Source organism: Desulfovibrio sp. 3_1_syn3, assembly GCF_000145315.2.
In the GTDB taxonomy this organism is placed as follows: Bacteria; Desulfobacterota; Desulfovibrionia; order Desulfovibrionales; family Desulfovibrionaceae; genus Desulfovibrio; species Desulfovibrio fairfieldensis.
The window spans coordinates 1-26,394 of the sequence record NZ_ADDR02000003.1 but is presented as its reverse complement, the minus strand read 5'-3'; the positions used below and the strand labels follow the sequence as shown (position 1 = coordinate 26,394).

Genomic DNA, 26,394 nt, shown 5'->3' with positions numbered 1-26,394 from the left:
GCCCCGGTCGCGCCCCGTGTCAGCCATGCCCGCCGCCCGCCCGCCGCGCCTGCCGCATCCGCATGCTCCGCTTCGGGCGGCGCTCTGCCTGTTTCTGCTCGCCCTGCTCCAGCTTCAGGCCTGCGCCGGAGGCGATCCCCGGCAGGCGGCCCGCGCGTTGGGCGCGTCCCGAGGCTTTGCCGAAACGCTCTATCCCACGCCGTATTTTATCCTCTACGGCCAGTTCCGGCCCGGCACCGGGGATGTGCTGCGCGTCTACATCGAAGGCGACGGCCATGCCTGGCAAAGCCGCACCCGGCCTTCCGCCGACCCCACGCCGCATAATCCCGTGGGTCTGCGCCTGGCCCTGGCCGACCCCTCGCCCGCGCCTCTGCTCTATCTGGCCCGGCCCTGCCAGTACGCGCGGGGCGAGGTCCTGCGCCACTGCGCCACGCGCTACTGGACTTCCGCCCGCCTGAGCGAGGAGGTCATCAGCAGCCTGGATGCCGCCGTCAGTGCGGCAAAGGCCCACAGCGGAGCGCGACACGTGGCGCTGGTGGGCTTTTCCGGCGGAGGCGGCGCGGCGGCCCTGCTGGCGGCCCGGAGGCGGGACGTGATTTTTCTGGGCAGCGTGGCGGGCAATCTGCATCTCTCGGCCTGGACCGGCCTGCACAGGCTGAGCCCGCTTTCGGAATCGTTGGAGCCCTTTGCCGTGGCCCCGGCCCTGCACGGCCTGCCCCAACGCCATCTGAGCAGCCGGGGCGACAAGGCCATGCCGCCGGAACTCAGCGCGGGCTTCTGCCGCGCCGCCCGGCAGCCCGAAAGCTGCCGCGTGGTTGAAGGCATCCCCCACAGCGGTCCCTGGACCCAAGCCTGGGACTACACATACTGACGCCTTGCTCCTTGGCCCGCCATTCCGTAAACTGAGCGCCGGTTCACAATCCATATGCGGACCGTTTCCCATGGACAGGCGCAAACGCCCATACCAGCACTCTTGCAAGGAGATTTTCATGAAGGTTCTTTTGATCAACGGCAGTCCGCACCCCAAGGGCTGTACCTATACGGCCCTGTCAACGGTGGCGAAGCAGCTGGAAAAACACGGCCTTTCCACCCAAATGCTCCACATCGGGCATAAAGCCGTGCGCGGCTGCATCGCCTGCGGCAAATGCGCGGAGACCGGGCGCTGTATTTTTACGGACGATCCCGTCAATGAGGGTATTGACCTGTTGCGCGAGTCCGACGCCCTGGTGGTGGGCTCGCCGGTCTATTACGCCGGACCCAACGCCACCCTGTGCGCCTTTCTGGACCGGGTGTTCTACATGAAATCCGCGCCGTACGCCTTTAAGCCCGCGGCTGCCGTGGTCAGCTGCCGCCGGGGCGGGGCCAGCGCCTCTTTCGACCGGTTGAACAAATACTTCACCATCGCCCGCATGCCCGTGGTCTCTTCCCAATACTGGAACTCCATCCACGGCAATACGGCGGAGCAGGCTCTCCAGGACAAGGAAGGCCTCCAGATCATGCGCACTTTGGGCGACAACATGGCCTGGCTGGTCAAATGCATTGCCGCGGGCAAGGCCGCCGGGATCGACCATCCCACGCCGGAACCCTGGGAAGCCACCAACTTCATTCGCTGAGCGCCTTTTTCTCAAGAAACGTCAACGCGCCTCATCCGGCCGGATGGGGCGCGTTGACGCGCTCAGAACTGCTCTCCGCTTTTCAGCGACAGTCCCTGGAGTAGATTAACTCAAAAGTTAAACCGCTCTAAGGTTGATGAGGCATCAACGCCTTATACGGCCCGCGCATTTTATAGATGAAATCCGCCTGCCGCACGTCGCCGCTGACGATGAGCACCAGCAGCAGTTTGGAAATCGGGTCTTCACGCACCACGCTGTAGCCCTTGATGCCCTTCTGTTCAAAGCTGAACTGCAACTGGCCGTCGCGGGCCACGGGCTTGCTGCCTTTCAGGCGCTGGGAACCGGCTTCAGCCGCTTTTTCGGCGTCGCCCGGCTTGGCGGGCCCCACAATGACGGCCGCCGAGGTTTTATGGTCCTTCTGGCCCAGCAACACCTGCACCGCGTCATTCTGTTTCGTGGGGCCGTTGACCACTACCCAGTCCGGCGGCAGATCCAGGCTGTAATACTTGGTGGTCAGCGGCGCCGCGGAAATCCGCCCGGCAAAAGCGGGCAGCAGCAGGGCCAGCAAAAGGACGACACGCGCGACTATTTTCATGACAACTCCCTGTTCGTATTCGTAACCACACGCGGCAATACGCGCATCAGCGTTATGACAAAAACCGCTTCGCGGCCTCCGCGCCGCCACCTGCCGCGCGGCCCGCGAAAAACTTGCCCCCTTCCGGCAAGCCTTGTACCATGCACAGCCAGATTCACGAGGCATAATTATGAACAAAACTACTCTTCCGACCTTTCGGGCCAAGCTCTACTCCTACCGTTTCGAGTTGCTCATGGCCTCACTGCTCTGCGTGTTTGTACTGAATATCTTCTTCCCAGACAACATTTACGGCGGCATGGCCCAGGCCGTGTACCTGCCCTTCCAGCTCCTGGCCGCCACAGTGCTGTTTGAATCCAAACGCAATCTCCTGCGCCTGGTGCTGCTTTTCGCCGTGCTGCTGGTGATCTGCCGGGCTCTGGATCTTTTTTTCATCAAAAATATCCAGAACGAGCTGTTGCTGCTCTATATCTGCTTTTTCGGCAGCGTCATGCTGGAAGTCTTCCGGCAGATCTACCGCGCCCATCTCATCACTACCAAGATCGTCTACGCCGCTGTCTGCGGCCTGCTGCTCATCGGCTATTGCGGCTTCTACATCTTCCTGACCATTGAATTCCACGAACCCGGCTCCTTCAACGGCCTGGGCCAGGGCGTGCAGGCCATGAACGACCTGTTCTACTTCAGCTACGTCACAATTCTGACCGTGGGCTACGGCGACATTACCCCGCACACCTGGATCGCCAAAAACGCCACGGTGCTGGTGGCTTTCACGGCCTACATCTATTCCCTGGTGGTCATCGCCACCATCGTGGGCGAGGCCACGCGCTCCAAAAAGAAAAACGGTAACGGAGACGGAGAAACGGGAAATTCCTGATCCGCGCCCTGCCGCCCCAAGCTGCGGGAGAACAGCATGAGCACCTCGCCGGACGCGGCCTCCCAGCTGGTGATGCTCTACCGGCCGGGCGTGGCCGACCCTGCGCGCTTTTGCGGCCCGCTTACGTCCGGCGCTTGAACATCCACACGGCCACGCCCACGGTGGCCATGCTGATCAGGGTGATCTTGCCCAGGCTCAAGGCCGCCGCCGCAAAGGTGATGTCCTTCAGAAAGACGCCCTGGCTGATGGCCGTAAAGTGCCGCAGGGGGTTGAGCTGGCTGGCGTGCTGCAAAAAAACCGGCATGTTGATGATGGGCGTCACCGCGCCGGAAATCAGAATGCAGGGCACGCCCACGGTGAAGGCCCCCAGAAAGGCCTGCTGCTGGGTGGAGGACAGGGAGGAGACCATCAGCCCGACCCCGCCCGAAGCCACGGCGAAGATCAGCATGGCGAGGTAGAGCAGGGCCACGGAGCCCGTGAAGGGCACGCCGAAGCCGAAGACCGTGATCAGCAGAAAGATGGTGCCGTGGACCAGGCCCACAATGCAGCCCGGCACCAGCTTGGCCAGGGCGATTTCCGTGGGCGTGGCCGGAGAAACCAGAAGCTGGTCAAAGGTGCCCACCTCCCGCTCGCGCGCCACGGACAGGCCCGTGACCACCAGGCCCAGCATAAGGCTGAGCATGCCGATGAGATTGGGCAGGAAAAACCACTGAAATTCCAGGTTGGGGTTGAACCAGCAGCGCATCCGCACGTCCAGGCGGGGCGCGCTGGCCGCCGCCGTGGCCGAGGCCCGGCCCAGCGGCGTGTCCGCAGCCATGCCCTCGATGATCCGGTTGAGGTAATAGGCCGCGATCTGGGCCGCGTTGGAGCGCCGCCCGTCCAGAATCACCTGTGCCTGGGCGGATTCGCCCCTGTCCACCCGGCGGGAAAATTCCTGGTCAAACACCAGGATGAAGAGCGCCTGCTGCCCTTCCAGTACGGGCCGGATGCTCTCCTCCGCCGGGAGAAAACGCACGCTGCGGAAGGTGGGCGAGCCCTCCAGGCGGTGGACGATCTCGCGGCTCCAACGCCCGTTGTCGTGATCCAGCACGGCCACGTCCACATTGCGCACCTCCATGGTGGCGGCCCAGCCGAAAATCACGATCTGCATCAGAGGCGGCACGATGATCAGGACGCGCGAAACGCGGTTGCAGAGCAGGACCAGCAGTTCCTTGCGCACGATGGTGACCACGCGCCGCCAGTTCAGCTGGGGAAGCTCGAAAAAAGCCATATTCAGACATCCAGACGTTTGACGAGATTTTTATACACCAGGCCCAGCAGCACGGCGGCCAGCAGGCCCATGAACAGCAGGCTCGGCCCGAAGATGCTCCAGACGTCGCCGGTCAGAAAGATGGTCCGCAGGCTGGTGTTGAAATAGCTGGCGGGCAGCAGTTTGGTGATAGCCTGGAGAATGGGCGGCATGCTGTTGATGTCGAAAACAAAGCCCGAAAGCAACAGGGCCGGGAGAAAGCCGGAAAACAGCCCGGCCTCGGCCGCCACCAGTTGGCCGCGCAGGCTCACGGAAATGAACAGGCCCTGGCCCAGAGCGCTGAGCATGAACACCGAGGACAGAAGCAACAAGGCCCAGAGCGAACCCCGGAAAGGCACGGCGAACAACGTCACCGCGGCCACGGCGCAGAGCGCCATGCTGAACATGCCCATGCAGAAATAGGGGATCAGCTTGCCCAGCAGCAACTGCATGCGGCTCACGGGCGTGGCGAACATGGCCTCCATGGTGCCCCGCTCCCATTCGCGGGCAAAGACCAGAGAGGTCAGCAGGGTGCCGATGAGGGTCATGATGACGGTAATGGCTCCCGGCACCAGGAACTGCACGCTCTTGGCCGTGGGATTGTACCAGAAACGCGTTTCCAGATTGACGGGCGGCTCCAGGGCCGTGCCGCCGGGCAGGGAGGTGCGTTGCCAGTTGGAGATCAGGCCCTGGCTGTAGCTCTGGATGAACTGGGCCGTGTTCGGCTCGGAGCCGTCCACCAGAAGCTGCAGGCTGCCCGCGCCGCCGCGCGCCAGCTCCTGGTCGAAATCCTGGCGGATGACCAGAATGCCCAGCACGTCCGAATCGCGCATCAGGCGCGCGCCCTGCTCCATGTTGCCCACGGGACGGGTTTCAAACCAGGGCGAGTGGGCGAAATCCGCCGCCAGCGTCAGGGAACGGCTGCCGCCGCTCTGGTCCAGCACTGCCAGACGCAGAATGCCCGCGTCCAGCGTGATGCCGAAACCGAACAGCAGCAGAAAGATCAGCGGCAGCACCCCGGCCACCAGGTAGGATGAGGGATCGCGCGCGATCTGCTGAAATTCCTTGCTCATCAGGGCCATAAGCTGGCGCAGCCAGAGATTCCGCTTCATGCTTTTACCGCGCCTCTCCACCGACCTGTTCACGCCTCCCGTCCGCGCCCCCATATTGCACTCCGCCACGGGCGGAATGCCTGCCCTTTCTTGTGGTAGACCGAATCGCCGCCGTCTTCAAGAGGCTGTGCGGTCCCGACCGCAATAAGCCGGGACCGCCCCATAACCGAATCCGGGACAGAAGCATTCGTCACTCCCCGTCCGCCGCCAGCGCCTTGAGCGCACGATAGTCGGTCTTGCCCGTGCCCAGCACCGGGACGGCCTCGAGCCGCAACACGCGCCGCACGACATACAGGGCGGACAGCCCGGCCTCGCGCAGGGCCGCATTGGCCTCCTCACGGGTGAAGGGCACGGCGCTGCACAGCACGATTTCCGGCAGGCCGTCGCGCTCCACGCTTTCCACGGCCAGAGCCGGACCGCTCTCACCGGCCAGATGCGGCATTGCGGCGTCGCGCCGGGCCTGATAGTCCAGCAGGGCATTTTCCATCTGCGGCAGGGAAATCATTTCCCCACCGAGCTTCACAAAACGGCCCAGGCGCCCGGCAAAGGTCAGACGCCCTTGGGCGTCGGCCCGGACGAGATCGCCGGTGCGGTACCAGCGCAGGCCCTCAAACGCCACAAAGGGATCAGGCGGCGTCTGCCCCGGTCCGGCCAGGTACCCCGCAAAGACATTGGGGCCGCGCACCAGCAGCATGCCCGCCTCGCCCCCGGCCACCCGGCGCAGGGGGCCTTGGGTGCTGACCAGGGCCACTTCCACCGAAGGCAGGGGCAGGCCGATGCTGCCGGGCACGGGATCTTCAGGGCGGTTGACGCTGACGGCCGGGGCGCATTCGGTGACGCCGTAGCCTTCGCACAAAACCCCGCCGCTCTGCGCCGCAAAGGCGTCATAAATCCGTTGCGGGCAGGCTTCCGCACCCACAAAACCCAGACGCAGCGAGGCCAGATCGCCGGGCGCGGCCTGTTGCAGCATGCCGTCCAGAAAAGTGGGCGGAGCCACGGTGAGCGTGGGCCGCCAGCGGCGGCAGATACGGTTGAGGCGGGCCGCCTCCGTGGGATTGGGGTGAAAGACCACGGGCAGGCCGAAGCACAGCGGCAAGGCGATATTGCCGGTGAGCCCCAGGGAATGGAAAGGCGGCAGCATGCCCAGCATACGATCCTGTCCGGTCACGGAAAGCACTGCGGCGATGTCCCGGCAATTGGCCAGAATATTGGCATGGCTCAGGGGCACGCCCTTGGGCGCGGTCTCGGAACCGGAGGTGAACAGCACGGCCGCCGTTTCGGCCATGCGGCCCGGCATGGCCGCCCGCTCCCAGCCCAGCAGGGCCAGACGGCCGCGCACCAAGGCCGCGAGCTTGAGCCCCCAGGGCATGGCGGCGGCCGCGTCCTCCAGGCAGAGCCACGTCGCGCCCGCCCGCGCCGCCGCATGGGCGTCAAAGCCCTGCCCGTCCAGACGCTCCAGCAGTTGCCGGGCCGTGAGGATGGTCCGGACCTCCGCCAGCCGCGCGCAATGGCTGAAATTGGCCGGGCCGGTGGTCCAGTTGAACATCACCGGCGTCTTTCCGGCCAGCAGCACGGCCAGCCAGCTCATGGCCGCCGCGCCGGAAGCGGGCAGCATCACGCCCACGCGCTCCTGCCCGGCGCAACGGCGGCGCAGCAGCAAGGCCAGAGCCAGGGCGCGCGTCCAGAACTCGCGCCAGCTCACAGCGCCGCCAGCGTCGGCCAGGATCAGGCTCGTGGGGCTGCGCCGGGCCTGGCGCAGAATCGCCAAGGGCAGATGCGGGGCGTCGGGCACGTCCAGACGCCGGGCCGGAGTATGGGAAGCGTCCGCGGCCCAGCCTTCGGGCGCGGGGGCCGCGTCCTCGCCGTCCTCCAGCAGTCCGGCGGCGGCCAGCGCGCAATCCCCGGCAGTGAGCAGCAGGTCCAGGCGGCTCACGCTGTGCCCGGCCACGTCCTCCAGCTTCAGGCACAGCTCGGTCAGGGCCAGGCTGTCGATGCCCAGATCCGCCGCCAGCCGCGTTTCAGGCGTCAGGAAGGCCGGGTCCGCCTCCACGGCGGCGCTGTCCGCCAGGATGGCATAGACCTGTTCACGCACGGCCCTGTCCACGCTGTGAAGCGCGTCCGCCGGATTCCGGACGGAACCGGCTTCCGTTTCCACGCGCGGCAGAGGCCGGGGCGCGCCGCCCTGCCAGAAATAATAGGGCACGGCCCTGGCTTCTTCCGGTTCCGCGTCGTACCAGGCCTCCAGGATCCGGTTCAGGGCTGGAGCTCCGGCTTCGGCGGCGGGCAGGTCCCGCAGTTCATGCAGGCTGATGCGCACCTCGCGCCGGGGCATGAAGAAAAGCAGATTGCAGAGCAGACGCCGCGCGCCGCGCGCGAGACCGCGCAGCATGTCGGGATGCTTCCCTGCGGCATGGCTGAACGAGGAGCCCCAGAGGCCCCGGCTGCGCACCAGCACCACACGGCAGTGGGAAACCTGTTGCAACAGCCAGTGCGCCCCGCTGTTGGCGCCGAGATGTTCCCGTCCGTCGCGGCTGAGGCCGCCCGCCGGGTAAAACAGCAGGTTATCACCGGCCTTGAGCGCCTCAGCGCAACGCGTGAGGGCCTCCAGCACGGCCCCGCGCGCCGCACGGCCCTGGGCGCGCAGATCGGGCAGGGGCACGGGCCGGGCCAGGGGCGCGATGCGGCGCACCAGGGGGCGGCTGATCTGCCACTCGTCGGCCAGGGGCCGGGGGCGGAAGGCGATCAAATGGCTGTAAACCAGCACGGGGTCCATAAGAGCCGGATGGTTGGGCATGAACAGAATGGGCCGGTCGTCGTTGGCGGCGCTCACGGCTTCCAGACCGTCCACGCGCACACGGTAGCGCAGGGACAACAGCCCGCGCAGCAGTGCGGCCAGAATGTCCAAGGCCCGCCCTCCGCTATTGCGCTTTTCCGAGCCGGACGCGGGCGGCATGCCGCCTCGCTCCGCCGTTTCCGGTTCGCCGGAAGGCTCGCTGCCATCGGGAGCGGGCAGGGAACGCAGCCCCCAGGCCAGGCAGACGGCCGCCGCCAGAGCCATGCCGCCCAGGATCATGTGCCCCGTGGAGGGCGCAAAGAATTCCAGGCCCCAGTACGCGGCGCTGGCCAGGAGAATGCCGGAAAACACCAGGCAGTTGTCCGTGCCGAGCACGCGGCCCTTTTCCTCGGGAGCCGGGCGCACCTGAATGAAGCTGGACACGGGGATCAGATACAGGCCGCCGCACATGCCCGCCGCGCCGTACATCAGCAGCAGGCTCCAGAAGCGCGCGCCCTGGGGCAGCTGCGGCGCGAAGCCCGCCGCCAGCAGGGCGCAGCCGATGCCGCAGCAGGAAGGCACGAGCCAGCGCCGCCAGCTCCGGGGCGTGCCGCGCGCGGCCAGCAGCGAACCGGCGCAGATGCCCAGCATCAGAGCCGTGGGCAACAGGCTGGTGACGGTTTTGCTGAAGCCCAGCTCACGCACGCCCAGGGCGTTGATTTCCAACAGCACCAGAGTGGAAATAAAGTAGAAAAAGGCATCGGCCGCGATAACCAGGGCCAGAGCCCGGTCCCGTCGCAGCCGCAGAAAATCGTTCAGGGAATCCCAGGTCCCCAGCCAGGGGAAAGGCGGGCGCTCACGGCAGGGCACGGCCGGACGGTACGGAACCAGGGCCGCCCCGGCAAGGCCCAGCACGGCCACCAGCACCACGCCCACGGCCACCAGCCAGCGCCCGAAAGGAATCAGGGTATCCACCCACTGCCTGTCCAGGGCCGCTCCGGCCAGCATCACGCCCAGCAAAATGGACGCCGTGGTGAAGAGCTTGAACAACGCATTGACGCGCGGCACGCTGTGAGGCGGAAATATTTCGGGGATGGAGCCGTTGAGCGCCGGGCTGAACAGGGTGGAGCTAGCCCCCATGCAGAACAGCATAAGCAGCATGGCTGTCCAGTTCAGGGACAGAATGCCCCAGGCCCCGGCCAGCATGGCGGCCAGTTCCAGGCACTTGGCCGCCGTCACCAGATACTTCTTGGGGAAGCGGTCGGCCAGCCAGCCGGCCCAGGCGGAAAACAGCACGAACGGCAGGGCGAACAGAAACGTGCCCCAGGCCTGAAAGCCGCTGTAGCCCAGGCTGACCGCCAGCAGCAGGGCCGCCTGCTTGAAAAAGTTGTCGTTGAACGTGCCCAGCGTGTAGCTGGCCCCCAGAGCCGCCGCCTGCTTCAACAAAACGCCTGCCATCCGCTTTCCCTCCGCGGAGAGGCGGGCTCAGGGCATTTGCTCCCCGGAAGCCGCCAGCATCTCCGCCGCATAGGTTCTGACCTTGTCCAGGGCCTCAATAGCCAGTTCAAGATCAAGACTATAGTAGACTTCCCGCCCTCGTTTCGAGGGTTGCAGCAGTCCGGCCCGCACCAGGGTGGTCACATGGTGGGTCACGGCCGTCCGGCTCAGGGGCAGGAGTTCGGTCAGACTTTTGAGGCTGATGCTCTCCCCCGGTTCGAACAGGAGCAGGATTTTCTGCCGCGTGGCGTCGCCAAGGGCCGAAAATACCCGGGCCACGGCTTCCCAGTCATCCGGCAGGGTTTGCAGGTATTGCGTGTTCATGCCCTGTCATAGGGAAGCCGTCCGGCTGTTGTCAAGAAAAAACTATAAAACTAGTTTTTAATTGTCAACTAAAAAATTAGTTTTATAGTTTTACAACGAAGACCACCTGGATGCCCGGTTCCTTACGCGGTCGGGAGATGCGCCGCCGTGAGGGAGAAATGTTCACTGGCGACGCTTCTGTTTCAGCACCGGGTGCGCACCTTGCGCTTGCCCTTGCTCCCGGCGCATCAAAAAAACGTATCCAGCGTATTTCAATTTCCAATTTGCCACATCCGGATTTTATATATTTCATAATATATTGAATAAGCTATAAAATTTTTAGCTTGCTCTTGATGCCCGTGAACTACCCATAATTTTGAAAGATTCAAAAAATTTTCCCGGACGCTTCTGGTCTATTTTTACGAGGAAGTATCCCGGAAAATCAAAACCACCCGCATAGCGGGTGGTTTGCTCCAGCCCTATAAGGGCTTGTTACCGGCCAGCGTCTAAAGGCGCTGGCTTTCACTTTGTTCAAGCCCAGTGCCCTTGCCGCTTTGGCTTACCCCTGGAAGGGGTTTTGGTATTCTCGGGTACTTACTCGATCTTGCAGAATATCATGCTTCTCTTGCTGCTGAATGTATTTTTTGACCGTTACCTCATTGAGTCCTACCGTACTGACGAAATATCCTTCCGCCCAGAATTTCCTATTGCCAAATTTGTACTTCAGGTTTGCATGCTTATCGAAAATCATCAATGAGCTTTTTCCTTTCAGGTACCCCATGAAACTTGATACACTGATTTTTGGAGGAATACTCACCAGCATGTGCACATGATCCGGCATGAGATGGCCCTCGATAATTTCAACACCTTTATATTTGCATAAGTCCTTAAGAATTTCTCCGATACTTTCTCGAATGTTGGCAAATATTATTTTCCGCCTGTATTTTGGAGAAAAGACAATGTGATACTTGCACAACCATTTTGTGTGGGCTAAACTTTGAACTCGAGTTCCCATATAAAAACACCTTTCCCTTAAAAATTACGATGGGCTTGAACAACTCTATCGTATGGGAAAGGTGTTTTTTGTATAACAAATTATTTCCACCCGCATAGCGGGTGGATTTCTGTTTCGCTCGCAAACGCTCGCTCAACTGGCTAAAGCCCCTTATTAAAAAAAAAGGCCGCTCCATGAGGAACGGCCTTTTACTGGAAGCGGCAATATGCTACGCCATAACACTAATAATATGGTAATATTACCATTTATCAGTATGCATTTTCTCTCTTATCTGGATATTTTTTTGCTTCGGCTTAGAGGCATTCTTTGCAGGATATCCCAAAGCGATATAACACGGCATGACATAGTTATCCGGATGTCCAATAACTGTCTTAATATGCTCAGATTCTTCGGCCATAGGAATACGAGTCACACCAAATATTCCCTCAGATGCTGATGCAAGCAATATATTTTCAATGCAGCACCAAATTGAGGCAAAATCATTGAGAGAGCTTAGTGAGCTTGGGTGGAGCAACGGCTCTCGTACTTTGAAAAAAGGAAGTATCAGGCATCCGGCATTATAGAGCATGGAGAACTGCCTTGGCATGGCTTCGTGGAACATGTTGCGTTGAACCTCGTCAGTCAAGCCGAATCCATCAAGCATCTTATCGCACTCATCCCGGCCGGCCATGTTCTTTACCCGTAAAACCTTTGCCCTTTCCTCTCTGTCATTGATGATGACAAATTCCCATTGGCGGAGGTGATTGTTGGTCGGCGCTTTCAGACCGGCGTCAAGCACTCGTTCAATGATGCTCATTTCAACCGGTTTATCCTCAAAATCCCGAATGGTTCTCCGAGTCGCAATCGCTTCGTAAACGTCCATCGTTGCCTCCATCTTTGGGGTGTGGAAATTTGATGCGCAAACCATACCGCCAGGAATCGGACAACTATTTGTCATATTTCTTTTTCATCAGACAAATTTTTTCTTTCAGGGCATTCCGCAGGGTTAACGGCTCAATGACTTCCAGACCGTCAGCAAATGAAAGAAGATAGCCTGTAAGCCATTCATTTATGGGCATTGGCTCCTCTATCAGGAACGTACCGTCTGGCTGAGGGTAAATGTTCTGATCCGGAAATTCGTCGAAAACTCTGAAGGCGTGTTCAGCTTTCACGCGAAGGACTACCCGCTGCAATTCATAGCTGGTTGAATAGTCCGGGGTTGCCATAGGGTCAGCCTGCATGACGCGCTCAAATATTTCATCCGTTACACGCAAATTGCGGATGCGTGAAGCCCGCAGTATCATTTCACGGTTCTTTTTTCGGTCAAAAACACAGACATACCAAGCCCGTTCCCGGAATAACAGGCATAAAGGTTCCGCACATCTTTCTGAAATACGATTTTCAGAACTGAAATATGTGAACGTGATAACCTTTTTACCAAGAATTGCGCCTTTCAGCCGGTCGAATTTTTCTTTGCCAAAGCCCGAAACGCACCAGGAGGAAAAATCCACGCGCAACCAGCTGTCTTCCATTTTTTTTCTGAAAAGGGCGGCGAATTTGTTGAAAGAGTCGTTAGCGTCAGCGTATCCCGTTCCCTGTAGAGCTTGCAGCCCATGCAAGATATCCGTCTGCTCCTGTTCAGTCATAAAAGCCTTGTCGAGTGTGAATTCCTTGAGCAATCCCACCCCACCGCCATATCCCCGGCTGGAACATATCGGAATACCCGCCAAACTTAGGGCATCCAAATCCCTTTGGATAGTTCTTACGGATACGGAACAATATTCCGCCAATTCTTTAGCAGTTGTATAAGAGCCATTCATTAATAAAAAAATTATTTTTAAAAGGCGTTCAACTTGCATAAGATGCTACTCTTGCAATATGTCCCTGTATTGGGACTGTGTATTTATTCCAGTCTCTCGTGCAGTCAGACTTCAATTCACCGTGGGCCCAAAGATGATGTCTTTTGCGGGGAAAGCTCCCGTTTAATTTCAGCAGCCTCGAGGGTGAATCTTTGAATCTGCTTCGGGGTAGGCCGAACGACGGTAATGTGATGTCTCCCGCCGTTTCAAAAGCATAACCGACAACGTGCCCATCAGGAACGGGATGGGATTACCGCTCAATCCAGTCACGGTTGTAGCCAAGCTTATTGAGAAGCGTGAAGGCCATAGTGCGAAAGCCGTGGATGCACATCACGTCTTTTCTGTACCCGGATCCGCCTGCGGCGCTACAGGGGATGCTCCCTGTCGTAGCGCTCAATGCTGGCGATAAACGCTTCCTCCAGCGTGGGGTCGGTGAGGCCCGTGGCCGAGGCCTTGAGTTCGTCCGGCGTGCCCACGCTGATCATGGCTCCCCGGTAGATCAGGGCGATACGGTCGCAGTATTCGGCTTCTTCCATGAAGTGGGTGGTCACCAGCACGGCGGCCCCGGCCGAGGTCATGGCCAGGATGTGTTTCCAGAAGTCGCGCCGGGTGCGGGCGTCTACTCCGGAGGTGGGTTCGTCCAAAAAAAGCACCGGCGGTTCGTGCAGGGTGGCGCAGAGCAGCGCCAGGCGTTGCTTCAGGCCCAGCGGCAGGGCCCCGGTGCGGCTGCGCAGAAAATCCTTGAGCTCCAGGGCCTCGGCCAGCACGGGCAGCAGCTCGTCCCGGCGTTTTTTGTCCAGGCCGTAGAGATCCGCGAAAATGCTGATGTTGTCCTTCACCGCGATGTCGGGATAGAGCGAGAATTTCTGGGCCATATAGCCCAGGCGCGAACGCGCGGCGCTGCCCGCGCTGAGCAGATCCACGCCGTCCACCGCGCAGTCGCCCGAAGTGGGCCGGGACAGGCCGCAGAGCATGCGGAAAGTGGTGGACTTGCCCGCGCCGTTGGGCCCCAGCAGGCCGAAGATCTCACCGGCCCGCACCTCAAAGCTGATTTCATGCGCTGCCGTGAAGTCCCCGAATTTCTTGGTCAGCTTGCGGGCGGCGATGCGCGGCCGCGCCGCGTCCCCGGATTCGCGGGGGCCGTGGCCGTGATTCACGGCAATACGGCCGTAAGGCGAGGGCTTCTGGTTGATGCCGCCCACGGCGCTCATATAGGCGTCTTCCAGATCCGGGGGCGTGGGTTCCCCGCCCTGGGCCAGCACCTCCTCGCGCAGGGCGGCGGGCGCGTCGGCGGCCAGCACCAGACGCAGACGGCTGCCCTGGATCAGGGCATCCTCCACGCCGGGGCGCATGCTCCAGCGGGCCAGGGCCTCGCGGTGCCCCCCGCCGCGCTCCCGGCCCCGCTTGTCTGCGGCGCCGCGCAGCAGAAACACCCTGCCCTCGGCCCGTCGGGTCAGATCCTCCGGTGGCCCGGCAAAAAGCACCTTGCCCGCGTCCAGCATGATCACGCCGGGACAGCGCGCGGCCTCGTCCAGATAGGCGGTGGACCAGATCACGGTCATGCCGCCGTGGCTCAGTTCCTGCACCATGCTCCAGAGTTCACGGCGCGACTGCGGGTCCACGCCCACGCCCGGCTCGTCCAGCAAAAGCAGGCGCGGCGAGCCCAGCAGGGCGCAGGCAATGCCCAGCTTCTGCTTCATGCCGCCGGAAAGCCGCCCGGCCAGCCGTTCGGTGAACGGTCCCAAAGAGGTAAATCCCAGCAGCCTGGCAAAAAGTTCGTCCCGGGCCTGGCCCGTGAGCCCGCGCAGGCTGGCGTGCAGGCGCAGATTCGCCATGACCGTGAGATCTTCATACAGGCCGAAGCGCTGGGGCATGTAGCCGATGCTGTTGGGCTCGCGCCGGGCCAGCTCCATGGCCGGGCGGCCGAACACCAGAGCCCGGCCGCCGGTGGGCTGCATCAGGCCGGCCAGAATGCGGATCAGGGTGGTCTTGCCCGCCGCGTCCGGCCCCACCAGTCCGGTGATCCGCCCGGCGGGAATACGCGCGTCGATGCCTTTAAGCGCTTCCACCGACGTTGCGCCCTTGCCGAAACTCATGCCCAGATCTTCCAGGCGCACCGCGATGCCGGGTTCGTCCGGCCCCGGCTTTTCCGGCGTGGCGGGCCCGACGGCGGGCCTCATGGCGTCACCGGCTCCAGGGTAATGGTCACGGGCATGCCCTGGCGCATGACGTTTTCCGGATCCTCAACCTGGACACGCAGACGGTAGACCAGAGCCGTGCGCACTTCGCGGGTTTCCACGGTCTTGGGGGTGAACTCGGCCGTGGGCGAAATAAAGCCCACCGTGCCGGGGAACGTCTTGCCCGGCGCGGCGTCCACGGCCACGCGCACGGACATGCCCGGCTTGACCCTGCCCAGATTGGGTTCGTCCACATAGGCCCGCAGCCAGACCGGATTGGTCAGGGTGAGGGTGTAGACGGTCTGTCCCGCCTGGACAATGGCCCCGGCCTCGCGGGCGCGGGTCAGAATAATGCCCTTCTGCGGCGCGGCGAGCACCGCGTCGCGCACCTGGATTTCCGCGTGGTTCAGTTCGGCGTCCGCGGCGGCCACGGCGGCGCGCTGGGCCAGCACGTCCTCCTCGCGGTAGCCGGAGGTAAGCATATCCAGCTGGTCCTGGGCCGAACGCAGCTTGGCCGCCGCCTCCCGCTCCGCCGCGCGGGCGTTGTCCAGTTCCTTCTGGGAAATGGCATTGGAGGCGCGCATGGCCGCGACGCGCTTCAGATTGATGCTCGCATTTTCCGCCACGGCGGTGGCTGCCACCACCGAGGCGCGGGCCTGAGCGATTTCCTCCACGCGGTAGCCGCGTTCCAGGCGGGCCAGATCGGCCTTCTGCCCGGCCAGTTTGGCGGCGGCCTGGTCCCGCTGCTGGCGCAGCAGATCATCGTCCAGCCGGGCCAGGGGCTGGCCCTCGCTCACCGCATCGCCTTCATCCACCAGCACCGCGGCGATACGCCCGCCCACGCGAAAGCCCAGATCCACCTGCCGGATATCCACATTGCCGTACAGGGTCAGATCGCCGCTCTGCCGCGCTCCGAACAGGTGCCAGGCCAGGAACCCGGCCCCGGTCAGAATGGCCAGAACGGCAATGACTTGTATTTTACGGGGAATATGCATGCCTTTTATCCCGGATAATATAATTAACGCTGCCGCCTTCCGTGCCCGGATGGCGGTATGGCGGGGCGTCGGCCCGCTTTTCCGAAATATAACGCCGGAAACAGGGAGCGTCCAGCCGCGCGCCCGGCTTCCGTCCTTGACAGCGCAAGCCGGGCATGCTGTGCTGCCCTCCATGATTCCTCTTTTCCGCGAAATTCGCCCCGTCTTCCGCCTGTTGGGCATGCTGCTGCTTCTGTCGGCCGCCGGACCGGCTTCAGCACAAGACTTCGGCTGGTTTGAACTGGACATCCCGCCGGACTGGCAGGCTGAAGAGCCCCGCCGACTGGGCGGAACCTGGGTGCTGAGCCTGCGCAACGCCGAGGCCGGTTCGCAGGTGAGCATTCTGGTGGGCAAAACCGCCGGGCCGCCGGACGCCGCCGACGTGGCCGGCCTGCTGCGCGCGGCCACGGGCGTGCCTGAACCCGCGCGCCGCCTGAAGGGGCGCTGGCTGTTCGCGGGCAAGGACGCCCAGGGCGTGGACACGGCCTGCGTCGTCAGCGCGGACCGCAAGGCCGGGCTCTATCTCGCCGTGCTGCGCTCCGGCGGGGCGGCCCCGGCAGAGGCCCTGCTGGCGGGCCTGCGCAGCAAAAAATATCCCGCCCTGCTGCCGCGCTGAACGGCATTCTCCCTCAAAAACAAAGAAAAGGCCGTGGAAAAAATCCACGGCCTTTGAGATTACTTTGGGAACAGGCTTACCAGCGGCGGGGCGCGGGACGCTTTTCAGCTTCGTTGACGCGCAGGGTGCGGCCTTCAAATTCCACGCCGTTGAGACCGGCGATGGCATTGCGGGCGTCGTCCTCTTCCATTTCCACAAAACCGAAGCCGCGCGGGCGACCGGTGACGCGGTCCATGATCAGATTCACGGACAGCGGCGTGCCGTACTGGGAGAAAAGATTCTCAAGGCCGGCCTGGGTGCTGGAAAAAGACAGATTGCCGACATAGATAGAAGTAGCCATGGTAAAACTCCAAACGTTACGGGGATGTACACTTTCCGCTTGAAGCCTTACCCATGCAAAGTCTCTGGCAAAAAAGAAATACGTACGCCCAATCAATCAACGGCGGGAATATACATGCGGATGGAAAGCGGGTCAAGTTTTTTCTGTGATAAGCTCTTTTTTTCATGGTCGGGCCGACCGACGGCGCAGGCAGTTGATGATGCCGTACAGGCTGATCACGAACCAGAAGGCCTCCACCAGAAAAGCGGACATATTGAAGGCGAAAAGCAGGGAAACGCCGATCAGCAGCGCGGCCAGCGCATTGAGCAGAGAATAGAGCGGCCGTGTACTGTCGATTTTGCCCATTTGCAGCAGCAGATAGGTTCCCAGCAACAGGACAAGGCCGATATTGCCGATAAAATCATGAAAGGCATAATGCATGACAACCTCGCGCTCCGCTCTCTCCTGTTCCGCCGGAACGCGGGGACGACAACCGCCCGCCGCGTTCCGGCGTCCAGAGGAGGGTTTACTTTATATTCCGTCCGTCGCGCAGGGCCTCAAGGAATTCCGGATGCAGGAAGTCCTCGGCCTTCTGTCGCGGCACCTCATTCTTGATACGGCCTTGTTCCAGCAGGAAGGCGGCCACATTTATGATATCCCCGGCCGACCGGCCCTTGTGGGCGCTGGTGCCCAGGAAAGCGGGACTCAGCTGCTCGTCCAGGCCGATGAGCCGGGTTCCGGCCATCATGCGCTCGGCGTCCTCCACGGAAATGCCGCCCAGTTCCTTGGCAATGATTTTTGCCGCCTCTTCCGGATGCTCCCGCCAGTACTCCATGGCCGCCAGTTCGCTTTTGATGAACATCGTGACCAGTTCGGGATACTTCCGGGCAAACTCCGGCTGTACGCTGATCACATCCCAGGTCAGATGCCCCTTTTCGGCCATCTGCTCGCTGGTCAGCAGAATCTTGCCGCCGTTTTGCACCACCAGGCCGAGGCCGGGCTCCCAGATATAGGCGGCGTCAATGTCGCCCCGGATAAAGGGGGCCAGGGCTTCGCCGGGGGCCATGTCCATGATCTTGACCTTGCCCATGTCCACCCCGGCCTCGCGCAGGGCTTTGATCAGCAGATAGTGGGTGGTGGAGCCGAAGGGGGCCACCACGGTCTTGCCCTCCAGGTCCTTGAGACTGTTGATGTCCTTGCGCACCACCAGGGATTCCACCGCGCCCAGCACATTGGCGTTCATGATGCCCCAGTAGTTCATGCCTCCGGCCAGGCCGATCGTGGCCGGGGGCAGGCCCACATTGCCGAAGTCGATGCTTTTGGAGGCCATGGCCGTGTTGACGTCCCGCCCGGAATTGAAGCGGAACCACTCCACGGGTACGCCCATTTCTTTCTCATGCAGTTGCAGGTACTTGGAAAGAAGCTGCCCGTTGACCAAGGAGAGATAGCCGATGCGCACCTTTTCCGGCTTGTCCGCCGCTTGAAGCGGCTGAGCGGCCGACACAACGAACAGCGCCAGGAACGCCAGGCAAATGAATTTCTTCATGGCAGTACTCCCGATTGGTTTATGTGCATGAATGTCCGCGTGACCTTTGCAGACGGATTTTGTTTTTCGGCAGGGAAACAGGCGCTACTGCCGCTTCCAGCGCAGAAGATGCTTCGCCGCAAAGCGCAGGCAGGCGTCCAGGCCGATGCCGGTGACGCCCATGGTGATGATGCCCACAAAAATGATGTCCGACCGCATGAACTTGCTGGCGTCCCAGACCATCCAGCCTATGCCCTCCGTGGCGGCCACGATTTCGGCGGCCACCAGCACGGTGTAGGTAAAGCCCAGGCTGATGCGCATGGAGGTGATGATGGCCGGGGTGGTGGCGGGCAGAATGATCCTGCAGAAGACTTGCCGGCTGTCCGCGCCCAGGGAACGCGCGGCCTGGATCACCGAAGGGCTGACCTCCTTGACGCCTTCCACCGCGCCGATGGTCAGGGGCGGGATGGCCGCCAGGAAGAGCAGCAGAATCTTGGAAAATTCACCGATGCCGAACCAGAGCACCAGCAGGGTGTAATAGGCCAAAGGCGGCAGAGGACGGTAGAACTCAATGAGGTAGTCAAATACGGCCCGCACCTTGGAACTCAGGCCCATGGCCAGTCCCAGGGGGATGGCGACCACGCAGGCGGCCAGCCAGCCCAGCAGCACCCGGCCCAGGCTGACCATGCAGTGGTAGAAAAGCCCCCGGCCATGGTAGCCTTGGAAAATGGTTTCCTCAAAGCCCTGCCAGACATCATAGGGCGAGGGGATGAAAATTTTGGGCACAACGCCCCGGCGGGTCACTTCATACCAGGCCAGAAAAATAATCAGCAGGGTCGCCAGGGTGATCCAGTTTTCCACCCTGAACTTGAAACGCGTGCCGCTCATAACTACCTCCGCAACGCCGCAGCTTGTCAGATTTTGCCGTCCGGGCAGGCGGCGCGCCAAGCCCGGAGCGGACAGATTGCAACCGCCCTTCCCCGGGGCTCAGCGCCCGCCGGGAACATGCTCGAAGGATTTCAGCGCCTCGGACTCCAACACCTCAAAGGCCTCGCCCTGAATCTCCGCGAATTCCGGGCAGGTCTGGTGCTCCACCAGGCGTGGCCGGGGCAGATCCACGCGCATTTCTTTCTTGATGGCCGTGGGCATGGTGGACAAGAGATAGAGCACGTCGCCCATGAACACGGCCTCATCCAGCTCCGAGGTGATCAGCAGCATGCTGATGCGCGTGCTTTCAAAAACCCGCAGAAAATATTCCTGCATCATGCCCCTGGTCATGGCGTCCAGACCCCGGAACGGCTCGTCCATGAGCAAAATCCTGGGCTCGTTGATCAGGGCCCGGATCAGCTCGGCCCGGCGCTGCATACCGCCGGAAAGCTGGCCGGGGAACTTGCCCTCAAAGCCGTCCAGACCGGTAAGGTGAATAAGCTCCCTGGCCTTTTCCCCGGCTTCTTTCAGGTTTTTGCCCTGAATACGCGGGCCGAACAGGGTATTGTCCCAGAGGGTCATCCACTGGAAGAGCGTATTTTCCTGAAAGACGACCAGGCGGTCCGGGCTGGGCCCGCTGACCGGCTGCCCGTCGAAGAGGCAGGAGCCGCTCTGCGGCGCGAGATAACCGGCCAGTACGGACATGATGGTGGTTTTGCCGCAGCCCGACGGGCCGCAGATGCAGGTGAAGTTTCCCTCTTCCATGCTGAAGGACAGATCGTCCAGAATTTTCGTATCGCCGAAGCTGACGCTGACATGGTCAACCCGCATGATGGCCGGCGTCGCCGCCGCCTGAGCCGCATCCGACATGGCTTTTCCTCCGCTTGCTCCCGCAGGTTACGCGCCCTCGCGCTCGCCGCGCTCAAAGGATTTCCGGGCTTCCTCCCGCACCGCTTCGATAGTCTGGCGTTTGTAATCGAGAAATTCCGGCATCTTCTTGGTGCCGAAAGTACGCGGCCGGGGCAGATCCACATGAATCCATTTTTTGAAACGGCCCGGCCGGGTGGTCATGATGCCCACCTTGTCCGAGAGATAGATGGCCTCATCCAGGTCATGAGTGATGAAAAGCACGGTCTTGTGCACCCTGTCGAACATATCCAGCAAAAACTGGTGCATCACTGATTTGGTGATGGCGTCCATGGCCCGGTAGGGCTCGTCCAACAGCAGGGTCTTGGGTTCATTGATCAGGGCCCGCAGAATTTCCACGCGCCGCTTCATGCCCGACGAAATGCGGATGGGGTAGGCGTCCTCATAGCCTTTCAGCCCGGCCATGCGGATCAGCTCCATGGCCCGCGCTTTGGCCTGGGCCTCACTCATGGCGCCGGTGGACAGCGGGCCGAACATGATGTTCTGCCGCACTGTCATCCAGTCGAACAGGGCCCCGGCCTGAAAGACCACCACCCGGTCCGGGCCGGGCCGGGGCGTCCGACCCGGACCGGCAATGACCTGGCCGTCCATGCGGATCTCGCCCCTGGAGATGTCCTCGAAACCGGCGGTCATGTTCAGCAGCGTGGTTTTGCCGCAACCCGAAGGCCCCACAATGGCTACAAATTCCCCGGCCCGGATCTCAAAACTGCAATTGTCCACCGCGAGCACATTGACCCCCTCGGGATCGTAGATCTTGCTCGCATTGATGATCTCCAGATGTCCTTCCTTGGTGTCCACGGCATTCCCCCTGATGGTTCAGGCACGGCCGGGTCTGGGCCCGGACGGAATATGGCGGGAAGAGGATCGTGCGGAAACCGCCGCGCGGGCGGCGCCGCCCAGGCGCTCCCTCCGGCGTCCGCGCCGCTACGCGGCGGAACCGGCGGAGGGAGCGCCGACAGGTTCTAGACCTTTTTGGGCTTCAGGCGATACTGATACAGCTTTTCGTAGTACGGCAGGCAATGCTCGTAGAGCATTTTGAGCATGGGCAGATCCTCGAAGATGGCGTCCACCACCTTGTCATCGTAGAGGAAGGCCTCCATGTTCTTCTGGATGCCGGTGCTGCCGCTCACATCGTAGTAAAAATCCTTGCAGTGGTCGTATTCGGGACGCCATTCCGGGGCCCAGCGCAGGGTTTCGGGCTTGAATTCCAGGCCCACGGCCTCGCACCAGGCGGCCATGATGCCCGCCGGATCGTTCTGGAAGTCGTCGCCGTCAATGACCAGCGGGGTTTTGCCGTTATCCAGGGCATGCAGGCCCAGCTCACTGAGCCGGTTGAAGACCCTGTCCGAGGCTAGAGGCCCTATGTCCTCAATACGCATGGAGCGTTGCGAGCCGATGACCTTCCAGAAAGACAGAACCACATACTTGGGGTTGCGGATCTGGAACATGTGGGTGCAGCGGCGCAGATAATTTTCGTCGGCCAGGTAGTTGTCGATGGCGTGGTAGGGGCATTCCTTGATGAAGGTGGGCGTCTGTTCCGCGATGCCGTAGATCTTCCGGATGATTTCCTCATAGACCACGGGCCAGCCCTCATAGTCCTGATGCGACTGCACGCCGGGCTCGTTTCTGTTGCGCCAGTACAAAGGCAGAGTGGGTTCAAAAATAGTGTGGAAATCCCCCCGGTTGGTGATGGCCCGCATAAAGACCGTGGTGAGCGAGCGCGGGTACATCCAATTGACGATGATTCTGTTCATGCCAGCCTCCTGAAGTTTCCTGTAAATACGAGCTCCGGAATCAGGCGGGCGAATAAAAATCCGGACCGATGCCGCCAGCCGGGCTCTGCACGGGGAAGAGCAAGGAGCATGCCAGGAGCATGGCCTGAAACTGAAAAATTATTCAGTTATTTTAGCTGATTATAAAATAAAGATAAAAAGCGCGGCATCAATGTTTGTGCGGCTGTAGCAAGTCGCACACTACTGGTGCAACAAAAGTGTGCGAATGCTACAGTTCTTCGCCCGGCCGCTCCAGACCATGGCGGAGCAGGCGGCGGTAGAGGGTCCAGCGACTGACACCCAGCAGTCGGGCGCTCTTGCTGATATTCCAGGCGGCTTTTTCCAGCGCGGCCAGGAGGCGCTGTTTTTCATCGGCGGGCACCGCCGCGACCGCTTCCTCCCGCTGGACCGGGCGCGCGGCGGCTTCCAGGGCGATATGCTCGGGCCGGATCATTTCCCCGCCGCAGAGCACAAAGGCCCGCTCAATGACGTGTTCCAGTTCGCGCACATTGCCCGGCCAGGGATGGCCCATGAAGATCTCCATGACCTCCGTGGACACCCCGGTAATGGACTTGGCATACTGGCCGTTGAATTTGAGGCGGAAATGCTCCGCCAGCAGGGGAATGTCCTCCACCCGCTCGCGCAACGGCGGAATGCGGATGTTCATGACGTTGAGCCGGTAATAGAGATCCTCGCGGAAGGTTCCCTCGGCAATGGCTTTTTTGAGATCGCGGTGGGTGGCGGCCAGAACGCGCACATCCACCTTGCGGGGCGTGGTTTCGCCCACGCGTTCGATCTCCTTTTCTTCCAACACCCGCAGCAGCTTGAGCTGGATCAGCGGCGAAATGTCGCCGATTTCGTCCAGCAGAATGGTGCCGCCGTGGGCAGCCTCAAAACGCCCCACGCTCTCCCGGTCCGCGCCGGTAAAAGCCCCTTTGGCATGGCCGAACAATTCGCTTTCCAGCAGGCTTTCGGCCAGGGCCGAGCAGTTGACCCGGATAAAGGGCCGCCCGGCCCGCCGCCCGCCGTAATGCAGGGCGTGGGCGATTTTCTCCTTGCCGGTGCCCGATTCGCCGGTGATCAACACCGTGGTGTTCATGTCCGCCAGCGTGTGCAGCAAATCATAGACCTTCTGCATTTTCTCGCTTTGGCCGATGATGCCCTGGTAGTTGCGTCGTTCGCGCAGGACGTTTTCCAGACGAGCCAGGCGGGTGATGTCGCGGATGACCAGAACCCCGCCCAGAAAGCCGCCTTCGCCGTTGAGCAGGGGGGAACAGTTGACCGCCGCCATCTGTTCCCTGCCTCCGCCCCGGAAACAGCAGATCTGCGAGTCGCGCAGGCTGCGCTGTGTCTCCAGGGTTTCCTTGAGCAAGGCGAGACAGGCCCTGGTGCAGTCCCTGGCGCAGAGATCAAAGCGCTTGCCCGCCGCGATATTCTTGTGGCAGATGCCGGCGGCCGCGCGGTTGGCGGTGATGATGCGCAGGGAGGCGTCCACCGTGATGATGGCGTCCTGCACGCTGCCGAAAATGGATTCCAGCAGATTTTTATTTTCGACGAGCTCACGTTCGTAAATCTTGTTTTCAATGGCCCGCGACAGGATCTGGGCCGCCGTGGTCAGAATGTAGAGGTCGGAATCGTGCCACTGGCGGTGGAATCTGTGTTCGTCAAAGCCGATGAAGCCGTACATGCTTCCGTAGACGAAAAGCGGCACGTTCAGGGTGGATTTCACCCCTGAGGCGAGCAGATGGTCCCTGTAGTTTTTGAAGGGCATGGTCGCCGTATCGGGATAATTGAGCACCGTGCCGGAGGTCAGCTCCCCGGCGGCGGCGGGAATGTGCAGCACAATGCCCCCGGAACCGCGCCTGACGCCCAGTTCCGGGTCGTCCCAGCCGCAGCGGCAGGCGAAGGTGCGGTCTTCATGCTGATAGCCGAACATGAACACGCGGCTGACATGCAGCGTTACACCCATGCGCTGTAAGGCCTGTTGCAGAAAGGCGTCCATATCATTGACGCGCACGGCCATTTCAGAAATCTCGGCAAGCATTTTTTCATAGGAAATACGCTTTTCCAACATTTCTTTACTGTGCATGGCTCACCCCGTTCGCAGCGCGCTGCGTGAAACCATCTTTATATATAGAATAATAATTATGTAAATAATACAATTAAAGAGATACAGAGGTCAAATCCAGCGCCACGCACAGAGCGTTTTGATATTGAAAATATCTCAACGCGCTGTGCGGATTTTCCGTGAAAAGCCGTACCGCGAAATTATCGCAAGGCGAATTTACTTCGCCGTTAAGCGATAATTTCAAGCGCAAACCGCTCTAACGCCGCACACGGTGCGGCACGCCGCGAAGACCGACCCGACGGGCAGCCCGAAGGGCTGTCCCCGTTGGTGACAACAGAGCCATACGGGGATCGACAGCAACGATAACCACGTTTTTCGCCCGAATGTTAACTTTGAAATTTGTAAAATTTCAAAGTTAATCTGCTCTAGGTCCTGTTAACACTATTTGACAAAGAGCGAGTATTCCGTAAGAATGTCTTATGCAAATTACTCGCGAACAATATGAGAGAATCGCTGACTGCTTCCCGCGCCAAAGAGGTAATGTCCATTTTGACAATCTCCAGGTATTGAATGCGATTCTGTACGTTGCGGAGCATGGGTGTAAATGGCGTGGACTGCCGAAAAATTTTGGCTGTTGGCACAGCATCTACACGCGCATGAACCGCTGGAGCAAGAACGGAGTTCTTGACCGTATATTTGAACGCCTTCAACAAGAGCAGATACTCCGCCTTAAAATAGAAGCAGTTTCTCTCGACAGTACTATTGGTAAGGTTCATCCCGATGGAACAGGGGCCTTAAAAAAACAGGTCCGCAGTCCATCGGAAAGTCCAGAGGCGGCTGGACGACCAAGCTTCATATGGTTGCCGCGAATGCTGAATGCGCGTTGAATTTCAGCCTCACTCCCGGCAACGCCGGCGATGCCCCCGAGGGGCGCAGGCTGCTTGTCCAGTTGGGGCCGATGCCAGCGCCGTGCAGCTTGCTTATGGATGGCGCATATGAGGGTAATGAAACGACTCGCTTGGGACGTGAGTTGGGCTTCACTCCGGTGGTGCCGCCCAATCCCAACCGACTGAAACCGTGGGAGTATGACAAAGAGCTATACAAAAGACGTAATGAGGTAGAACGGCTTTTCAGGAGGCTCAAAGGCTTCCGCCGTGTTTTTACTCGCTTCGATAAGCTCGATGTCATGTTCCTGGCCTTTGTCGTCTTTGCGTTAATTGTTATAGCTCTGAAATAGTGTTAACAGGCCCTAGGGCCTGTTAACACAAACAAAGAATAAACATAATTTTTACAAATGGTTATTCTCATTTTTGAGCAATGCTGAATTTTCCTTCAACCCCTTTCAATCATTGGAAAAATTCAGCACAGTGTGAACAGGCCCTAGTCCGCGCGACAATCAAAACCACCCGCATAGCGGGTGGTTTGCTCCAGCCCTATAAGGGCTTGTTACCGGCCAGCGTCTAAAGGCGCTGGCTTTCACTTTGTTCAAGCCCAGTGCCCTTGCCGCTTTGGCTTACCCCTGGAAGGGGTTTTGGTATTCTCGGGTACTTACTCGATCTTGCAGAATATCATGCTTCTCTTGCTGCTGAATGTATTTTTTGACCGTTACCTCATTGAGTCCTACCGTACTGACGAAATATCCTTCCGCCCAGAATTTCCTATTGCCAAATTTGTACTTCAGGTTTGCATGCTTATCGAAAATCATCAATGAGCTTTTTCCTTTCAGGTACCCCATGAAACTTGATACACTGATTTTTGGAGGAATACTCACCAGCATGTGCACATGATCCGGCATGAGATGGCCCTCGATAATTTCAACACCTTTATATTTGCATAAGTCCTTAAGAATTTCTCCGATACTTTCTCGAATGTTGGCAAATATTATTTTCCGCCTGTATTTTGGAGAAAAGACAATGTGATACTTGCACAACCATTTTGTGTGGGCTAAACTTTGAACTCGAGTTCCCATATAAAAACACCTTTCCCTTAAAAATTACGATGGGCTTGAACAACTCTATCGTATGGGAAAGGTGTTTTTTGTATAACAAATTATTTCCACCCGCATAGCGGGTGGATTTCTGTTTCGCTCGCAAACGCTCGCTCAACTGGCTAAAGCCCCTTACG

General features: G+C 60.4%; 24 protein-coding genes. 5 read left to right on the top strand and 19 right to left on the bottom strand.

The window, feature by feature from the left end; genetic code table 11:
• Nucleotides 1-25: 25 nt before the first annotated feature.
• Nucleotides 26-871, top strand: coding sequence for a hypothetical protein (locus HMPREF0326_RS14535; protein WP_009303827.1), 846 nt, complete (start codon nt 26-28; stop codon nt 869-871).
• A 118-nt stretch (nt 872-989) separates the two neighbouring features.
• Nucleotides 990-1,613 (top strand): flavodoxin family protein, encoded by a 624-nt coding sequence (locus HMPREF0326_RS14530; RefSeq protein WP_008686042.1) that lies wholly within the window; start codon nt 990-992, stop codon nt 1,611-1,613.
• 127 nt (nt 1,614-1,740) lie between these two features.
• Here the strand turns inward: HMPREF0326_RS14530 and HMPREF0326_RS14525 are convergent, their stop codons facing one another.
• Entirely contained in the window at nt 1,741-2,208 is a 468-nt protein-coding gene (locus HMPREF0326_RS14525; RefSeq protein WP_008686044.1) for a hypothetical protein, read from the bottom strand.
• 169 nt (nt 2,209-2,377) lie between these two features.
• Between HMPREF0326_RS14525 and HMPREF0326_RS14520 the strand changes: the two genes are divergently transcribed.
• Nucleotides 2,378-3,079, top strand: a complete 702-nt coding sequence (locus HMPREF0326_RS14520) for a potassium channel family protein (RefSeq protein ID WP_008686046.1) — start codon at nt 2,378-2,380, stop codon at nt 3,077-3,079.
• A 121-nt stretch (nt 3,080-3,200) separates the two neighbouring features.
• Here HMPREF0326_RS14520 and HMPREF0326_RS14515 read toward each other — a convergent pair whose 3' ends face one another.
• The 9 genes from HMPREF0326_RS14515 to hlyD all read right to left on the bottom strand — a co-directional run bounded on the left by HMPREF0326_RS14515 (nt 3,201) and on the right by hlyD (nt 16,077).
• A complete protein-coding gene (locus tag HMPREF0326_RS14515; protein WP_020990705.1) occupies nt 3,201-4,349 on the bottom strand; it encodes an ABC transporter permease in 1,149 nt (382 codons plus the stop codon).
• A gap of 2 nt (nt 4,350-4,351) precedes the next feature.
• Nucleotides 4,352-5,479 (bottom strand): ABC transporter permease, encoded by a 1,128-nt coding sequence (locus tag HMPREF0326_RS14510; RefSeq protein WP_008686048.1) that lies wholly within the window; start codon nt 5,477-5,479, stop codon nt 4,352-4,354.
• Between the two features lie 190 nt (nt 5,480-5,669).
• Nucleotides 5,670-9,710, bottom strand: coding sequence for an MFS transporter (locus HMPREF0326_RS14505; RefSeq protein WP_020990703.1), 4,041 nt, complete (start codon nt 9,708-9,710; stop codon nt 5,670-5,672).
• A 27-nt stretch (nt 9,711-9,737) separates the two neighbouring features.
• A complete protein-coding gene (locus HMPREF0326_RS14500; protein ID WP_008686052.1) occupies nt 9,738-10,073 on the bottom strand; it encodes an ArsR/SmtB family transcription factor in 336 nt (111 codons plus the stop codon).
• A 538-nt stretch (nt 10,074-10,611) separates the two neighbouring features.
• The gene (tnpA, locus tag HMPREF0326_RS14495; RefSeq protein ID WP_008686514.1) at nt 10,612-11,067 is read right to left on the bottom strand and encodes an IS200/IS605 family transposase; all 456 of its coding nucleotides are present in this window, start codon (nt 11,065-11,067) and stop codon (nt 10,612-10,614) included.
• Nucleotides 11,068-11,305: 238 nt separating this feature from the next.
• Entirely contained in the window at nt 11,306-11,929 is a 624-nt protein-coding gene (locus HMPREF0326_RS14490) for a nitroreductase family protein (protein WP_008686054.1), read from the bottom strand.
• Nucleotides 11,930-11,993: 64 nt separating this feature from the next.
• Complete coding sequence (locus HMPREF0326_RS14485) at nt 11,994-12,905, bottom strand: helix-turn-helix transcriptional regulator (RefSeq protein ID WP_008686055.1); 912 nt, start codon at nt 12,903-12,905, stop codon at nt 11,994-11,996.
• A gap of 365 nt (nt 12,906-13,270) precedes the next feature.
• Nucleotides 13,271-15,085, bottom strand: coding sequence for an ATP-binding cassette domain-containing protein (locus tag HMPREF0326_RS14480; RefSeq protein WP_020990702.1), 1,815 nt, complete (start codon nt 15,083-15,085; stop codon nt 13,271-13,273).
• On the bottom strand, nt 15,082-16,077 hold the full coding sequence (gene hlyD, locus HMPREF0326_RS14475; protein ID WP_008686058.1) for a secretion protein HlyD: 996 nt from the start codon (nt 16,075-16,077) through the stop codon (nt 15,082-15,084). Before hlyD ends, HMPREF0326_RS14480 begins: the two co-directional genes overlap by 4 nt.
• 172 nt (nt 16,078-16,249) lie before the next feature.
• Between hlyD and HMPREF0326_RS14470 the strand changes: the two genes are divergently transcribed.
• Entirely contained in the window at nt 16,250-16,732 is a 483-nt protein-coding gene (locus tag HMPREF0326_RS14470) for a hypothetical protein (RefSeq protein WP_009303837.1), read from the top strand.
• A 76-nt stretch (nt 16,733-16,808) separates the two neighbouring features.
• On the opposite strand, the gene HMPREF0326_RS14465 is transcribed toward HMPREF0326_RS14470, so the two are convergent.
• The 8 genes from HMPREF0326_RS14465 to HMPREF0326_RS14425 form a co-directional block, all read right to left on the bottom strand.
• Nucleotides 16,809-17,072: an RNA recognition motif domain-containing protein gene (locus tag HMPREF0326_RS14465; protein WP_008686059.1), complete on the bottom strand. Its 264-nt coding sequence runs from the start codon at nt 17,070-17,072 to the stop codon at nt 16,809-16,811.
• Nucleotides 17,073-17,234: 162 nt separating this feature from the next.
• On the bottom strand, nt 17,235-17,492 hold the full coding sequence (locus tag HMPREF0326_RS14460; protein WP_008686060.1) for a CBU_0592 family membrane protein: 258 nt from the start codon (nt 17,490-17,492) through the stop codon (nt 17,235-17,237).
• 85 nt (nt 17,493-17,577) lie between these two features.
• Nucleotides 17,578-18,597: an ABC transporter substrate-binding protein gene (locus HMPREF0326_RS14455; protein ID WP_008686061.1), complete on the bottom strand. Its 1,020-nt coding sequence runs from the start codon at nt 18,595-18,597 to the stop codon at nt 17,578-17,580.
• A gap of 84 nt (nt 18,598-18,681) precedes the next feature.
• Nucleotides 18,682-19,464, bottom strand: a complete 783-nt coding sequence (locus HMPREF0326_RS14450) for an ABC transporter permease (protein ID WP_008686062.1) — start codon at nt 19,462-19,464, stop codon at nt 18,682-18,684.
• A 99-nt stretch (nt 19,465-19,563) separates the two neighbouring features.
• Nucleotides 19,564-20,373, bottom strand: a complete 810-nt coding sequence (locus HMPREF0326_RS14445; protein ID WP_008686063.1) for an ABC transporter ATP-binding protein — start codon at nt 20,371-20,373, stop codon at nt 19,564-19,566.
• A gap of 27 nt (nt 20,374-20,400) precedes the next feature.
• Entirely contained in the window at nt 20,401-21,228 is an 828-nt protein-coding gene (locus tag HMPREF0326_RS14440; RefSeq protein WP_008686064.1) for an ABC transporter ATP-binding protein, read from the bottom strand.
• Between the two features lie 164 nt (nt 21,229-21,392).
• Nucleotides 21,393-22,184 (bottom strand): hypothetical protein, encoded by a 792-nt coding sequence (locus HMPREF0326_RS14430; protein ID WP_008686065.1) that lies wholly within the window; start codon nt 22,182-22,184, stop codon nt 21,393-21,395.
• A 247-nt stretch (nt 22,185-22,431) separates the two neighbouring features.
• Entirely contained in the window at nt 22,432-24,291 is a 1,860-nt protein-coding gene (locus HMPREF0326_RS14425; RefSeq protein ID WP_020990701.1) for a sigma-54-dependent Fis family transcriptional regulator, read from the bottom strand.
• A 458-nt stretch (nt 24,292-24,749) separates the two neighbouring features.
• On the opposite strand from HMPREF0326_RS14425, the gene HMPREF0326_RS17105 reads away from it, so the two are divergent.
• Nucleotides 24,750-25,507, top strand: a protein-coding gene (locus HMPREF0326_RS17105) for an IS5 family transposase (protein WP_147568307.1) whose coding sequence is annotated in 2 segments (ribosomal slippage) — nt 24,750-25,074 and nt 25,074-25,507 — 759 coding nt in all. Because the reading frame shifts where the segments join, the coding sequence is not laid out codon by codon here.
• A gap of 276 nt (nt 25,508-25,783) precedes the next feature.
• Here HMPREF0326_RS17105 and tnpA (HMPREF0326_RS14410) read toward each other — a convergent pair.
• Nucleotides 25,784-26,239 carry an IS200/IS605 family transposase gene (gene tnpA / locus HMPREF0326_RS14410; protein ID WP_008686514.1) on the bottom strand — a complete coding sequence of 152 codons (456 nt, stop codon included), beginning with the start codon at nt 26,237-26,239 and terminating at the stop codon, nt 25,784-25,786.
• Nucleotides 26,240-26,394: the final 155 nt, after the last annotated feature.

Coding starts and splice junctions, on each gene's coding strand:
- HMPREF0326_RS14535 (WP_009303827.1), top strand. CDS start 26: ATGCCCGCCGCCCGCCCGCCGCGCCTGCCGCATCCGCATGCTCCGCTT.
- HMPREF0326_RS14530 (WP_008686042.1), top strand. CDS start 990: ATGAAGGTTCTTTTGATCAACGGCAGTCCGCACCCCAAGGGCTGTACC.
- HMPREF0326_RS14525 (WP_008686044.1), bottom strand. CDS start 2,208: ATGAAAATAGTCGCGCGTGTCGTCCTTTTGCTGGCCCTGCTGCTGCCC.
- HMPREF0326_RS14520 (WP_008686046.1), top strand. CDS start 2,378: ATGAACAAAACTACTCTTCCGACCTTTCGGGCCAAGCTCTACTCCTAC.
- HMPREF0326_RS14515 (WP_020990705.1), bottom strand. CDS start 4,349: ATGGCTTTTTTCGAGCTTCCCCAGCTGAACTGGCGGCGCGTGGTCACC.
- HMPREF0326_RS14510 (WP_008686048.1), bottom strand. CDS start 5,479: ATGAAGCGGAATCTCTGGCTGCGCCAGCTTATGGCCCTGATGAGCAAG.
- HMPREF0326_RS14505 (WP_020990703.1), bottom strand. CDS start 9,710: ATGGCAGGCGTTTTGTTGAAGCAGGCGGCGGCTCTGGGGGCCAGCTAC.
- HMPREF0326_RS14500 (WP_008686052.1), bottom strand. CDS start 10,073: ATGAACACGCAATACCTGCAAACCCTGCCGGATGACTGGGAAGCCGTG.
- tnpA (WP_008686514.1), bottom strand. CDS start 11,067: ATGGGAACTCGAGTTCAAAGTTTAGCCCACACAAAATGGTTGTGCAAG.
- HMPREF0326_RS14490 (WP_008686054.1), bottom strand. CDS start 11,929: ATGGACGTTTACGAAGCGATTGCGACTCGGAGAACCATTCGGGATTTT.
- HMPREF0326_RS14485 (WP_008686055.1), bottom strand. CDS start 12,905: ATGCAAGTTGAACGCCTTTTAAAAATAATTTTTTTATTAATGAATGGC.
- HMPREF0326_RS14480 (WP_020990702.1), bottom strand. CDS start 15,085: ATGAGGCCCGCCGTCGGGCCCGCCACGCCGGAAAAGCCGGGGCCGGAC.
- hlyD (WP_008686058.1), bottom strand. CDS start 16,077: ATGCATATTCCCCGTAAAATACAAGTCATTGCCGTTCTGGCCATTCTG.
- HMPREF0326_RS14470 (WP_009303837.1), top strand. CDS start 16,250: ATGATTCCTCTTTTCCGCGAAATTCGCCCCGTCTTCCGCCTGTTGGGC.
- HMPREF0326_RS14465 (WP_008686059.1), bottom strand. CDS start 17,072: ATGGCTACTTCTATCTATGTCGGCAATCTGTCTTTTTCCAGCACCCAG.
- HMPREF0326_RS14460 (WP_008686060.1), bottom strand. CDS start 17,492: ATGCATTATGCCTTTCATGATTTTATCGGCAATATCGGCCTTGTCCTG.
- HMPREF0326_RS14455 (WP_008686061.1), bottom strand. CDS start 18,597: ATGAAGAAATTCATTTGCCTGGCGTTCCTGGCGCTGTTCGTTGTGTCG.
- HMPREF0326_RS14450 (WP_008686062.1), bottom strand. CDS start 19,464: ATGAGCGGCACGCGTTTCAAGTTCAGGGTGGAAAACTGGATCACCCTG.
- HMPREF0326_RS14445 (WP_008686063.1), bottom strand. CDS start 20,373: ATGTCGGATGCGGCTCAGGCGGCGGCGACGCCGGCCATCATGCGGGTT.
- HMPREF0326_RS14430 (WP_008686065.1), bottom strand. CDS start 22,184: ATGAACAGAATCATCGTCAATTGGATGTACCCGCGCTCGCTCACCACG.
- HMPREF0326_RS14425 (WP_020990701.1), bottom strand. CDS start 24,291: ATGCACAGTAAAGAAATGTTGGAAAAGCGTATTTCCTATGAAAAAATG.
- tnpA (WP_008686514.1), bottom strand. CDS start 26,239: ATGGGAACTCGAGTTCAAAGTTTAGCCCACACAAAATGGTTGTGCAAG.